Raw genomic sequence first — 12,028 nt, forward strand, 5'->3', positions numbered from 1 at the left:
ATCGACAACCCGTTTGACTGGGACGAGAATCTTCATGGGGTCCTTCCTTCAAGAGAGAACTGGCTTCAGCGAGGCTGTTAGGAAAATGCGCGCTCGGGCGCCGCTCCGATTGTCGAATGGCGACATGGATACGCGTTTTTCCTCCAAATACAACGCTTCCATGACGCCGGCAGGCAATTTGCCGGCAATATATGGACGTTTACGTTCACGTCAATATCGCTGCCAGCGCCGGCCCCAGGGAAAGCGCTGTACCGTCCGCCCATCCGCGCCGGCAGCGATGGTCGGGCCGGTGGCGGGTTCGTTTTTGACGGCGCGGGGCGTCACGATCTGCCGGTCGAAGAGCGGTACGCCGGGCCGGCGCAAGACGAGGATCAGAAGAGCGCCGGCAAGGATGCCGCCGACATGAGCGCCCCAGGAAACATCGCCGCCGGAGGCGATGACCAGCATGAGGAATTGCTGGCCGATCCATAAAAGCAGCGGGATGAAGGCCGGCAGCGGCAAGGGCACGCGGAAGAATACCAGCACCCAGACCCTGACGCGTGGATGCAGCATGACATAGGCGGCAACGACCCCGGAGATCGCCCCCGATGCGCCGACCAGCGGTGCTTCCGACGTGGTGCCCAGCAGGCCGTGGCAGAGCGCGCCGGCGGCGGCGCAGGCGAGGTAGAAGATCAGGAAGCGCAGATGCCCCATCGCGTCCTCGACATTGTCGCCGAAGACCCAGAGGAAGATCATGTTGGAAGCCAGATGCCAGAAGCCGGAATGGACGAAGGCATAGGTGAGATAGGTCAGAGGCTCCGGCACGATTTCGAGGCCCTGCGCCAGCACCGCGTGTCCGAAGGCGATCGCCGGGATATAACCAAGCCCGACCGTCGTCGCCTGGGCTGCCTGTTCGCTTTCCAGGACAGTCAGAAGCCAGACCGCGACATTCAGCGCGATCAATGAGAGCGTCACCCACTGAACCTTGATGTATTTGAGCGTATTGGCATCGTGAAGTGGTATGAACATGCAGGCGCCCCCCGGCGATCGTGATCGGGGGCGAGCCTATCTGTTTTTTCCCGGAACCCAAAGCACATCCGCGCGGCCACGGTCGTTTGCATGACGCGCGGCGACGAAGAGGAAGTCGGACAGGCGATTGACGTATTTCATCGCAGCCGCACCGACGATTTCGCCCTCGCTGCGGGCAAGCGCCACCATCAGACGCTCGGCCCGGCGAGCAATCGTGCGGGCAAGGTGCAGATGCGCGGCGGCCGGGCTGCCGCCTGGCAGTATGAAGGATTTCAACGGCTCCAGACCGGCATTCAGCCGGTCGATATCCCGCTCGATGCGATCGACCTGCGTCTCGACGATCCGCAGCGGCTCATAGGCCGGCGGTTCACCCGTATCCGGCGTGGCGAGATCGGCGCCGAGATCGAAGAGATCGTTCTGGATCAGCATCAGCATGGCGTCGAGATCGGGCAGGCCGGCCGTATGCAACCGCGCGAGCCCGATCGCCGAATTGGCCTCGTCGATCGTGCCGTAGGCCTCGACGCGCAGGTCGTCCTTGGTGCGGCGGGGGCCGGAAACCAGGCCGGTCGTGCCGTCATCGCCGGTCTTCGTGTAGATCTTGTTGAGCTTGACCACGGTTCCCCCTTCGAAGCCCTGTCAGGTCGGGCGGCCGCCGCCGGTCAGCCAGAGCGTCAGCATGATCAGGATGACGGCAATCGCCTGCAACAGGACGCGAAGCTGCATCAGCTTGTTGGAAAGATTGGCATCGCCGCCCTTCATCATGTTGAAGAGACCGCGGATCAGGACGAGGGCGACGACGCCCATGACGATGATCGCGAGGATATAGGTGACCGTGGACATGGCATTCAGCTTTCTCAGTCCGTCCATCGCATCAGGCGGTAGAAGAGGTCTGCCAGAAGCAGCCTCTTCAGGACCATGCCCTGTTTAGCCGGAGTCGTTACAGGATAATGTGGCCTTGGGTTTTTCGAGTTCAATGCGTGTTTCAATACCGAATAGACCGCATCCGGGCCATGTTTATGGCGGTTGGGCGGCCCCGCTCCCTCGAGCCTCGCCAATTGCCTGGCATAATCGGCCGCGTGCGGCGAGTTTACGAGGTCGATATGCTCCTTGATCTTGGCGAGCGCATTGGCGGTGAAGCGCGTCGCGATCGGTCCCGGCTCGATCAGGCTCACATGGATGCCGCTGCCCTGCAGTTCCATGCGCAGCGTGACGCTGAGGCCTTCGAGCGCAAATTTGGAGGCGGTGTAGGCGCCGCGGTAGCGATAGGGAACGATGCCGAGGATGGACGAGCATTGCACGATCCGCCCCTCGCCGCGCCTGCGCATCGCCGGGATGACCTGGCGCGTCAGCTCATGCCAGCCGAAGAAGTTCGCCTCGAACTGGGCGCGCAGCGCTGCCGTCGAAAGATCCTCGACGGCGCCCGGCTGACCGTAGGCGCCATTGTTGAAGAGCGCGTCGATGCGGCCGCCGCTGCGTTCGAGCACCGCGCCGACCAGTTCGGAGATCGTCTCGGTCCTGGCATAATCCATCAGAAAGGCTTCGATGCCGTCGGCTTCCAGCCTCGAGAGATCCTCCGCCTTGCGCACCGTCGCGAAGACGCGCCAGCCATCGGATTTCAACGCCCGCGCGCAGTAAGCGCCGATGCCGGACGAACATCCGGTCACGACGATGGTGCGCTCTGCCGCCATGGAATGATTCCTGTACAAAATGGGACTCGTTTCCCATATTCGGCCAGATGATACAATCTGGAAAGCCGGGGACGGAATGCGGAAGGTGCTGCGCACGACTTATGACGTGGTCTATGACGCGATCTGTCACATGGTCGAGGATGACGGCTTTGCCATGGCGAGCCATGTGGCGCTCTCGAGCCTGCTTGCGGTTTTCCCCTTCCTGATCTTCGGCACCGCGCTCGCAAGCTTCCTCGGCGCCGATCAGTTTTCCTCGACCGCCATCCATCTGATCTTCGACACCTGGCCCGAAGCGATCGCCAAGCCGCTCGCCGATCAGGTGCTGCAGGTGCTGACCATTCCGCGCGGCGGGCTGCTGACGATCTCGGTGCTGGCGGCTGCCTATTTCGCCTCGAACGGCGTCGAGGCGCTGCGCATCTCGCTCAACCGCGCCTACCGGGTGCAGGAGACGCGGCCATGGTATTTCACCCGGCTCGCCAGCCTCGGCTATGTGCTGATCGCCGTCATCATCTTCGCGGCGATCAGCATTCTGCTCGTCGCCCTGCCGCTCGCTCTCGATTATGCGCGCGGCTGGTTTCCGCTGTTTGCCGACACGCTCGACATCGTTTTCAGCTGGCGCGTCTACGGCACGCTCGTCGTGCTGACCGTCGGGCTGCTCGTGGTGCATCTCTGGCTGCCGTCCGGCAAGCGGCGGGTCTTCGACGTCATCCCCGGCGTGCTGCTGACGCTGCTTCTGTGGCTCGCCGGCGCGCTGATCTTTGCCTATTATCTCGCGACCTTCGCCAATTATACGGCGACCTATGCCGGTCTCGCCTCCGTCATGATCGTGCTGATCTTCCTCTATATGGTCGGCGTCATCTTCATTATCGGCGCGGAGATCAACGCGGCGCTGATCAAGTTCCGCGTCTTCCGGATGTTCTCGCATACGCTTTCGATCGTCGGCAGAGAGCGCGCCGAAAGGCGGTCAGAACCCGACAAGGCGGCGAATGTCGGCTCCTGACAGGCCCTGGGCGCGCAATTCGCCAAGCCCGCTGTCGCCATCGCTTTTTGAAAGCTTGCGGCCGTCTTCGTCGAGGATCAGGCGATGATGGTGATAGAGGGGCTGCGGCAGGTCGAGCAGCACCTGCAGCAGCCGGTGCACCGATGTCGCATGGAAAAGGTCGAGCCCGCGCACGACATGGGTGACGCCCTGCAGCGCATCGTCGATGACCACGGAAAGATGATAGCTCGATGGGGCGTCGGAGCGCGACAGGATGACATCGCCCCAGACCCCGGGCTCGGCGGCGATTTCGCCGGTCCTGCCGTCGCCGGTCTCCGTCCAGAACAGGAGTTCGCCGATGAGGTCGAGCGCCTTGCGCATATCGAGCCGCCAGGCATGCTTCTTTCCCGAGGCGAGAATGTCCCGCCATTCGGCCTCAGGCCGCTCGCGGTCGATCGCGGGATAATGCGGGGTGCCGTCCGGATCGCGCGGCCAGACTTGCCCCGCCGCCTCATAGACAGCGACGCGCGCCTTCACCTCGCCGCGCGTCAGGAAGGCCGGATAGACCAGTCCGCGTTCGATCAGCGCGTGCAGCGCCGCCTGATATTCGGGAAAGTGTTCCGACTGGCGCCGCACCGGGCTTTCCCAGCGGATATCGAGCCAATCGAGATCCCTGAAGATTCCGGCCTCGAATTCCGGCGTGCAGCGCGCCTGATCGATATCCTCGATGCGCAGCAGGAGGCGGCCGTGTTCGGCCTCCGCCATATCGCGGTTCAACAGCGCCGACAGGGCATGGCCGAGATGCAGCGGTCCGTTGGGACTCGGGGCAAAACGAAAGACGGGCTTTTGACGCTCACTCGTGGTCATGCTTTCTTCTGCCATGGATTCGCGTTTGGAACCACTGCGAGGCGATGTGCAGATCATCCACAATGAAGACGATGTCAGGCAAGGCTTGGAAGCGTTGCTTCGTCTCGATCCGCGCCTTGCCCCGATCGCCGTGGATGCAGGCCCCATTCCGCTGCGGCTGCGCGAGCCTGGATTTGCCGGCCTTGCCCATATCATCGTCTCGCAAATGGTGTCGCGGGCGAGCGCCGAGGCGATCTGGCGGCGTATGCTGCCGGCGGACGGTGCGCTGACCGCCGAAGGCTATGTGACGCTTCATGCCGATGCGTGGCGGGAGTTCGGGTTGTCGCGCGCCAAGGCCGAGACATTGTCGCGGATCGCCAAGGCCGTTGCCTCCGGCCGCCTCGATCTTTCCGGGCTCTGCCTGAAGCCGCCTGGGGAGGCGCTTGCCGAGCTTACCGCGCTGAAAGGCGTCGGCCCGTGGACGGCCGAGGTCTATCTGATGTTTTGCGGCGGCCATGCGGATGTCTTTCCGGCAGGCGACGTCGCGCTGCAAAATGCCGTCGGCGCGGCCTTGCGCCTTGCGGCCCGGCCGCAGGCAAAGGCGCTGGCTCGCCTGGCGGAAGCCTGGTCGCCATGGCGTTCGGTCGCGGCCCGGCTTTTCTGGGCCTATTACGCCGCGAAAATGCGCCGCGACATGGTGCCGGTCGGCTGATCGGCAACACTCTTCAAATTGCCTTTATCCTCTGAATTTATTGGACTTCACAATCCTGTAACAACCGGCCTAATATACAGGTGCAGATGCCGAATCGATCAGGAGAGTCCCTTGACGATTGCAGTCTCCCCGCAGGCCCTGCCGGCGCTCGTTCTGAACGCTGACTACCGGCCGCTGAGTTATTACCCCTTGTCGCTGTGGTCCTGGCAGGACGCGATCAAGGCGGTATTTCTCGACCGTGTGAATATCATCGCAGAATATGAACATTCGGTTTCATCGCCGAGTTTTTCGATGCGGCTTCCGAGTGTCGTATGCCTGAAGACCTATGTTCAGCCGTCCCGCAATCCCGCCTTCACCCGGTTCAACGTCTTCCTACGCGACCGGTTCGAATGCCAGTATTGCGGCGCCCATGACGACCTGACCTTCGATCACGTCATCCCGCGCGCCCATGGCGGCGAGACGACCTGGGAGAACGTCGTGGCGGCCTGCTCGCCCTGCAACCTGCGCAAGGGCAGCAAGCTTCCCAAGCAGGCGGGCATGTTCCCGGCGCAGAAGCCCTACCAGCCGACGGTGCAGGACCTGCACAATAACGGCCGGCTGTTTCCGCCGAACTATCTCCATGACAGCTGGCTCGATTATCTCTACTGGGATACCGAACTGCAGCCCTGATCGATCTGATCACGCGGCCTTGCGGACGCCGACAAAGGCGAAGGCCGCGAGCAGAATTCCTGCGATCACATTCCAGCCTGCGAAAGACAGGCCGAGCACTCTCAGCGCCGCATCGGTGCAGGAGGGGCCCTTGATCGTATTGAGCTCGGTGAGCAGATCGCCGGCATTGCCCGTCATGCTGTTTGCCGTCGTCGAGCAGGTGGCCGGCCCCGGCCAGAAATGCCATTCGACGCCGGCGTGATAGACGCCCATGCCCGCCGTCACCAGCATCAGGATGCCGGCTGCGAGAATGAGGGCGCGGGTGATCCAGTTCGGCAGGCCGATCATTGCGGAGATGGTGCCGAGGAGGGCGATCGGGATCGCGTAATAATAGGGCTGGCGTTGCAGCAGGCAGAGCGCGCAGGGAATATAGCCGCCGATGTACTGGAAGCCGAGGGCGGCGCCGACCACCGCCGCCATGCCGATCGCGAGCAGTAAGGAATAGATAAAGCCCGGACGGGCGAGCGGCGAGGCGGTGACAGTCATGGCGGAACTCCGCGAGAGTTTGGCTTAGGGCAATTCCAGCAAAAGTGTGAAGCGGTTTTGCGTCCGGACTTGCGTAAAATTAGAGAGATAGAGCAGCTTCGTCATTCGAAGAGAAACGAGAATGCTCTAGTGAGCGAAAGAGCGGTAGCCGACATAGAGCAAGATCACCGCACCGGCACCGATGCCAACGATCTGGCCGAGACGCTTCTCGATGAAGTCACGGATCGACTCGCCGTAGCGGCGCAGCAGCCAAGCGAGGAAGAGGAAACGTGCGCCGCGTGCAATAATCGCCGAAACAATGAAGAGCCCCAGATTGACGTTGATGACGCCGGACAGGATCGTCACGATCTTGATCGGCGGCAAATGCGCAAGACCTGATGTGACAAGCAGCAGCAGGATCCACTCGTAGGTGACGTAGGCCTTCATCTCCTCGAAGGCATCGAGCTTGCCGTAGAATTCGAGAACCGGCCGCGCCACCGCCTCATAGGCGTAGTGACCGAGCGCCCATCCCGCGATGCCGCCGAGCACGGAGGCGACAGTCGCAACCACCGCGTAGCGATAGGAGCGTTCCGGCTTGGCGAGCGCCATCGGCAGGAAAAGCACATCGGCGGGTACGAGAAAGACGGAGCTTTCGACGAAGGCGATGACGGCGAGCCAGACTTCGGCCGATTTGCGTGCGGCCAGAGACATGGTCCAGTCGTAAAGTCTACGGAGCATTCCATTCCCTTCCTGTTGCGGTGCAAAAAGCTTTAGGTGCCATGGGCGGCGCTGTAAATGCTCGCCCGTGTCCTTCGCGCCACCGTCGTTTAAAAATTTCGTGAACCGTGGCGTCGGCGCGTCTCCCAAGATTTCATGAGATTGCGAATCGGCCATTCTGCGGCAAGCTGTTTCGAATGGACGCGCAGGATGGCGAGAGAATGTTCAAAGTGATCGAAGGCGGCCGCGGGCAGGCCGTGCAGATGGAGGTCCAGGCCGAGGGCAATTCCGGACCGAGCCGGGAGGATGTGCGCCGGGAGGCCGCGCGGCGGCTCAGCGAAAGCGGCTATCACGTTTCCCGCGTCCGGGAGTTTGCCACCGGCGCGCAGATGCCGGCGGCACTGAGATACCTTTCGCTGCAGATCGATTTCGTCGCAGACGCGCTCTCGCGGCTCGATCCCATCCCGGTGGATTTTCGTTCCGACGCCTATTGGCCTGTCTCTTCCTGAGGGGACCATATGAGCGATCGCGCCGTAGCAGCTTGAGGTGCGCTTCAGGACAGATCCATCGACTTTTCCCACTGCTGGCGCAGGACGTTCATTTCCGTGCGCTTCTGGGCCATCTCGCTGACGACGGCGCGCAGATTGGGATGGCGCGACATGAACATGTTGAAGTCGCGCCGTTCGAGCACTTCGAACTGGCAGAAATCGACGGCGATGACGTCGGCAGTGCGTCGTCCGCCGGTCAGAAGCGCCATTTCGCCGAAGAAGGCGCCAGGCTCCAGCCGGATCGCGCCGCTGGCAAGACGAACTTCCACGGCTCCCGACGAGATGAAGTACATGCCGTCGCCACGGTCGCCGCGGCGGATGACGCGTTCGCCGGGCGGGGCGGATTTCGCCTTGAAGAGCAGCAGCAGCTCCTCCTGCGCGTCCTCATTGACCTGGGAGAACAGCGGGAAGGTTTCGATCAGCTGCTGGATCTTCAGCTGGTGCTGGCGCTCGCGCTCCTCGCCGAGCGCTCTGATCTTTTCCAGTTCGACGCCGAGCGCCTTCTGGCGGCCTCTGCCATAGTTTTCCCAGAGGGACGGCCAGTTCGAACGCATGTATTTCTTCAGGCCGTCGGTCGCAAAGATCACCAGCGGGTTGAGCGTGATCGACAGGATCGCGGCGGCAAGGATCATATCCCGGCCTTCTTGCGGCAGGAGGCCGAGCGAGACGCCGAGGCCGGCGAGGATGAAGGAAAATTCGCCGATCTGGGCAAGGCCGCCGGCCAATGTCAGCCCCATGCCGATCGGATAACGCAGCAGCATGACGATCGCGAAGGTGATGATGCCCTTGCCGAGGATGATGAGTGCCAGCGCGCCGATCACGGCCACCGGCTGACGCACCAGGATCGAGGGGTCGAAGAGCATGCCGACGGAGACGAAGAACAGCACGGAGAAGGCATTCTGCAGCGGCAGCGAATCGGCGGCGGCCCTGTGGCTGAGCTGGGATTCGCTCATGACGACGCCGGCGAAAAACGCGCCGAGCGCGAAGGAGACGCCGAAGATCGCCGCCGAGCCGAAGGCGATGCCGAGTGCGATCGCCAGCACCGTCAGCGTGAAGAGTTCGCGCGAGCCGGTGCGGGCGATCATCGTCAGCAGCCAGGGCACGATGCGCGGCCCGAGGAAGATCGCCATGGCGGCAAAAGCCGCCACCTTCAAGAGTGTGAGGCCGATCGTCAGCGCCAGCGGCAAGTCGCCGAGACCGTGGGTCGTATCGACGGCGTGGCCACCCAGGAGTTCGGCGAGCGCCGGCAGCATCACCAGCGCCAGCACCATCACCAGATCCTCGACGATCAGCCAGCCGACGGCGACGCGCCCGCTCGGCGCATTGACGAGGTTGCGTTCCTCCAGCGCCTTCAGAAGAACGACCGTGCTCGCTACCGACAGGCTGAGGCCGAAGACGAGGCCGGCGCCGAGGCTCCAGCCCCAGAGCTTGCAGAGACCGATGCCCAACAGGGTGGCGAGAATGATGCGCCCGATCGCGCCCGGCACGGCGAGGCCGCGCACGGCGAGCAGGTCGGAGGCGGAAAAATGCAGGCCGACGCCGAACATCAGCAGGATGACGCCCATTTCGGCGAGCTGGCCGGCAAGGGCGGTGTCGGCAACGAAGCCCGGCGTGAACGGCCCCATCAGGATGCCGGCCATCAGGTAACCGACGAGCGGCGGCAGCCGCAGCCGATCGGCGCCGTAACCGAGGATCGCCGCGAAAACGAAACTGACGGCGACCGTTGCTATGAGTCCTACTTCCTGATGCACGTCTGGCCCTTCCGGATGACAAGGGCCGCACTTTGGACGAAGTGCAAGCAAAATTAAACAGTTGATTCGCGTGATATGGCGACTGTTCGGCGCCTAAATTGATCTGGCGCAAGCGGGCATTTCTCCTTTGCCCCACTCATCATCCTGCCGTCCCCGATGTTGGAACCACTTGCAGCCTGTCTCGTTGCTCTTTCATCAGGAGAAGGAGAAACGATATGCGAAAGATCATCCTGAACTGTACTGTGACGGCTCTTGCCGTCTGCTCATTTGCCGCGCCCGTTCTCGCCGACAGCATCTATGTCAGAGAGCGTTCCTATGACGACGGCTATCGCCATGAGCGGGTACGACCGGGCGTCACCATCAGTGAGCGCGGCATCACCTTCGGCGCGGTGCGCGAACGCGAGCGCCGCCGCTATCGCGACGACGGCTGCGAAACCCGGAGCGTCACTCGCCAGACCGAAGACGGCGAAGTTACCAGGACGGTCCGGCGCTGCTATTGAGGATATATGACATGAAGACGGAGCCCGGTTCCTGTGCGAGCCGGGTTTTTGTTGGTCCGCTATCGCAATGCGGTGGTGGAAATCACTTGTCGATGCTATGAGCGCGCCTTCGTTCAAAGCGCGTATCTCACGCCAAGCACCTCGCAGGATTTTTCAGCATGATTGAGCTTACCCCATCCCAGATCGCTGCACTCAAACTCGTCAGGGATGGAGATCTTTATCCTCAACCGGCCAATAAATGGACGCATCAGAACGCGACCGTGACCTACGCCAAATCCGACCGGTGGAAAGAGCGGCCGCAGAAAGTCAAATCGGTCACGGCAAAGACGCTGGGAGAGTTGACGGAATCGGGCTTCCTCGAGCGGCGGCACCTGGACGACGATGTCTCGAAAGACGTCTACGGCATCACCATGGCCGGCAAGATATGGCTGTTGAAGAATAAGTAATTTTATTCGGATGCCAATTCGTTCCGTATCCGGATCTGGGCGCGGGGGTAGAAACCAGTCCGCCTTCGTTCCTGACGGAACTACGGCGCGACAGCGGAGGCTGGTGCCCCATGCCGGGGTCGAACCAGCACTTCTTTCGAAACTCGATTTTGAGTCGAGCGCGTCTACCAATTCCGCCAATGGGGCAACGGATACAGACGGGCGGCTGTCTAACATGTGAGCGCCTGCACGCGCAAGACGCGCGAGTGAAGTTATCAGACTGATCCGGTAGAGAGTTCCGGCCTCGTTTCGAGGCCGGAGGCATATATCTATTCTCTCAATGGGCGGCGGCGGGCACCGGGTTGGTCAGGCCGGACTTCTTCAGCGTGATCGCCAGGATCGAGGCCAGCAGGCAGAAGGCGCCGGCGATGAAGAAGGCGGGCAGGTAGCTCGAAAGCTCGGTTCGCGAGAGGCCGGCGCCATAGGCGGCGGTGGCGGCGCCCAGTTGATGGCCGGCGAAGACCCAGCCGAAGACGAGGCCGGCTTTTTCGCGGCCGAAGCGATCGGCGGCGATCTTGACGGTCGGCGGTACGGTGGCGATCCAGTCGAGGCCATAGAAGATGGCAAAGAAGGAGAGGCCGTAGAAGCTGAAATCGCTGAAGGGCAGATAGAGCAGCGAAAGGCCGCGCAGGCCGTAGTACCAGAACAGCAGCCAGCGATTGTCGAAGCGGTCGGAGAGCCAGCCGGAGCCGATCGTGCCGAAGAAATCGAAGATGCCCATGACGGCAAGCACGCTGGCGGCGGCCACCGGCGTGATGCCGAAATCGCCGCAGAGGGTGACGAAATGCGTCTGGATCAGGCCGTTGGTGCTCAGCCCGCAGATGAAGAAGGTGGCAAAGAGGATCCAGAAGGTCGAGGTCGTCGAAATTTCCTTCAGCACGGTGATCGGAGTCGCAAGCGCTGCCCCAAGCGTGCCACGTGCCGGGGCAGGGGCGACGTGGGTTTCCCCGAGCAGCGGCAGGCTTACGTCAGAAGGACGGTCGCGCATGAGGAGAAGGACGAGCAGGGCCGCAACCATGATCATGGCGCAGACGAAGAAGACGGTGGCGCGCCAGCCGTAGCGCTCCGTGAGCTCCGCCATCAGCGGCAGGAACACCAGCTGGCCGGTTGCAGAGCTTGCCGAGAGCATGCCGACGACGAGGCCGCGGTGCTTGACGAACCAGCGCGTGGAAACCGTTGCCGCCAGCACCATGGCCGTCAGGCCGGTGCCGAAGCCGACGACGATGCCCCACAGCGCCAGCAGATGCCAGAGCTTGGTCATGAACAGCGAGCCGATGAAGCCTGCGCCGATCAGCGCCAGCGCGAAAACGATGACCTTGCGGACGCCGAAATAATTCATGAAGGCGGCGGCAAAGGGACCCATCAGGCCGAAGAGGATCAGGCGGATCGCAAGGGCGGAGGAAATCTGCGACGTTTCCCAGCCGAACTCATCCTGCAGCGGCTTGATGAGCACGCCGGGGGCGCCCATGGCGCCGGCCGTGACCAGCATGGTGAGGAAGGTCGCGGCAACGACGACCCAGCCATAGTGGACGTTCCGCCGGGCAAGGGTGGAGGCAAGCGCTGTAGAAACCATGAGTAGATTCCGTTCGGATTCAGGTTCGGGGGAGATGGATGCGGGATT

Annotated in this window: 15 protein-coding genes and 1 tRNA gene; 6 read left to right on the forward strand and 10 right to left on the reverse strand. The window is 62.5% G+C overall.

Features of this window, described 5'->3' with window-relative positions; genetic code table 11:
• Nucleotides 1-210: 210 nt before the first annotated feature.
• From CO670_RS26350 to CO670_RS26365, 4 genes are read right to left on the reverse strand one after another with little or no spacing between them, the layout of a single operon-like run.
• On the reverse strand, nucleotides 211-1,008 hold the full coding sequence (locus CO670_RS26350) for a rhomboid family intramembrane serine protease (protein WP_097592943.1): 798 nt from the start codon (nucleotides 1,006-1,008) through the stop codon (nucleotides 211-213).
• Between the two features lie 36 nt (nucleotides 1,009-1,044).
• Nucleotides 1,045-1,623, reverse strand: coding sequence for a cob(I)yrinic acid a,c-diamide adenosyltransferase (locus CO670_RS26355; RefSeq protein ID WP_097592944.1), 579 nt, complete (start codon nucleotides 1,621-1,623; stop codon nucleotides 1,045-1,047).
• 21 nt (nucleotides 1,624-1,644) lie between these two features.
• On the reverse strand, nucleotides 1,645-1,848 hold the full coding sequence (locus CO670_RS26360) for a twin transmembrane helix small protein (RefSeq protein ID WP_088677727.1): 204 nt from the start codon (nucleotides 1,846-1,848) through the stop codon (nucleotides 1,645-1,647).
• 14 nt (nucleotides 1,849-1,862) lie between these two features.
• Nucleotides 1,863-2,696: an SDR family oxidoreductase gene (locus CO670_RS26365; RefSeq protein WP_097592945.1), complete on the reverse strand. Its 834-nt coding sequence runs from the start codon at nucleotides 2,694-2,696 to the stop codon at nucleotides 1,863-1,865.
• 76 nt (nucleotides 2,697-2,772) lie between these two features.
• Between CO670_RS26365 and CO670_RS26370 the strand changes: the two genes are divergently transcribed.
• On the forward strand, nucleotides 2,773-3,696 hold the full coding sequence (locus CO670_RS26370; protein ID WP_097592946.1) for a YihY/virulence factor BrkB family protein: 924 nt from the start codon (nucleotides 2,773-2,775) through the stop codon (nucleotides 3,694-3,696).
• Here CO670_RS26370 and gluQRS read toward each other — a convergent pair.
• Nucleotides 3,661-4,542, reverse strand: coding sequence for a tRNA glutamyl-Q(34) synthetase GluQRS (gene gluQRS, locus CO670_RS26375; RefSeq protein ID WP_097592947.1), 882 nt, complete (start codon nucleotides 4,540-4,542; stop codon nucleotides 3,661-3,663). The two genes, CO670_RS26370 and gluQRS, sit on opposite strands and share 36 nt — an antisense overlap.
• On the opposite strand from gluQRS, the gene CO670_RS26380 reads away from it, so the two are divergent.
• Nucleotides 4,541-5,233 carry a DNA-3-methyladenine glycosylase gene (locus tag CO670_RS26380; protein ID WP_097592948.1) on the forward strand — a complete coding sequence of 231 codons (693 nt, stop codon included), beginning with the start codon at nucleotides 4,541-4,543 and terminating at the stop codon, nucleotides 5,231-5,233. The genes gluQRS and CO670_RS26380 overlap by 2 nt on opposite strands.
• A 111-nt stretch (nucleotides 5,234-5,344) precedes the next feature.
• The gene (locus tag CO670_RS26385) at nucleotides 5,345-5,902 is read left to right on the forward strand and encodes an HNH endonuclease (RefSeq protein ID WP_004671754.1); all 558 of its coding nucleotides are present in this window, start codon (nucleotides 5,345-5,347) and stop codon (nucleotides 5,900-5,902) included.
• A 9-nt stretch (nucleotides 5,903-5,911) separates the two neighbouring features.
• Here CO670_RS26385 and CO670_RS26390 read toward each other — a convergent pair whose 3' ends face one another.
• Nucleotides 5,912-6,427 carry a disulfide bond formation protein B gene (locus CO670_RS26390; RefSeq protein WP_097592949.1) on the reverse strand — a complete coding sequence of 172 codons (516 nt, stop codon included), beginning with the start codon at nucleotides 6,425-6,427 and terminating at the stop codon, nucleotides 5,912-5,914.
• Nucleotides 6,428-6,553: 126 nt separating this feature from the next.
• Entirely contained in the window at nucleotides 6,554-7,144 is a 591-nt protein-coding gene (locus CO670_RS26395) for a YqaA family protein (protein WP_097592950.1), read from the reverse strand.
• Nucleotides 7,145-7,344: 200 nt separating this feature from the next.
• Here CO670_RS26395 and CO670_RS26400 point away from each other — a divergent pair, with 200 nt between their 5' ends.
• The gene (locus CO670_RS26400; protein WP_097592973.1) at nucleotides 7,345-7,632 is read left to right on the forward strand and encodes a hypothetical protein; all 288 of its coding nucleotides are present in this window, start codon (nucleotides 7,345-7,347) and stop codon (nucleotides 7,630-7,632) included.
• A 44-nt stretch (nucleotides 7,633-7,676) separates the two neighbouring features.
• On the opposite strand, the gene CO670_RS26405 is transcribed toward CO670_RS26400, so the two are convergent.
• Nucleotides 7,677-9,422 (reverse strand): cation:proton antiporter, encoded by a 1,746-nt coding sequence (locus CO670_RS26405; RefSeq protein WP_097592951.1) that lies wholly within the window; start codon nucleotides 9,420-9,422, stop codon nucleotides 7,677-7,679.
• Nucleotides 9,423-9,637: 215 nt separating this feature from the next.
• On the opposite strand from CO670_RS26405, the gene CO670_RS26410 reads away from it, so the two are divergent.
• Both CO670_RS26410 and CO670_RS26415 read left to right on the forward strand, forming a co-directional pair.
• Nucleotides 9,638-9,922, forward strand: a complete 285-nt coding sequence (locus CO670_RS26410; RefSeq protein WP_097592952.1) for a hypothetical protein — start codon at nucleotides 9,638-9,640, stop codon at nucleotides 9,920-9,922.
• A 158-nt stretch (nucleotides 9,923-10,080) separates the two neighbouring features.
• The gene (locus CO670_RS26415) at nucleotides 10,081-10,368 is read left to right on the forward strand and encodes a hypothetical protein (protein WP_088689336.1); all 288 of its coding nucleotides are present in this window, start codon (nucleotides 10,081-10,083) and stop codon (nucleotides 10,366-10,368) included.
• Nucleotides 10,369-10,469: 101 nt separating this feature from the next.
• Here the strand turns inward: CO670_RS26415 and CO670_RS26420 are convergent.
• Together CO670_RS26420 and CO670_RS26425 are read right to left on the reverse strand one after the other, a co-directional pair.
• A tRNA-Leu gene (locus CO670_RS26420) sits at nucleotides 10,470-10,554 on the reverse strand.
• 130 nt (nucleotides 10,555-10,684) lie between these two features.
• Nucleotides 10,685-11,980, reverse strand: coding sequence for an MFS transporter (locus CO670_RS26425; RefSeq protein ID WP_097592953.1), 1,296 nt, complete (start codon nucleotides 11,978-11,980; stop codon nucleotides 10,685-10,687).
• Nucleotides 11,981-12,028: the final 48 nt, after the last annotated feature.

The sequence above is a fragment of the Rhizobium sp. J15 genome, from assembly GCF_002531825.1.
Taxonomy (GTDB): domain Bacteria; phylum Pseudomonadota; class Alphaproteobacteria; order Rhizobiales; family Rhizobiaceae; genus Rhizobium.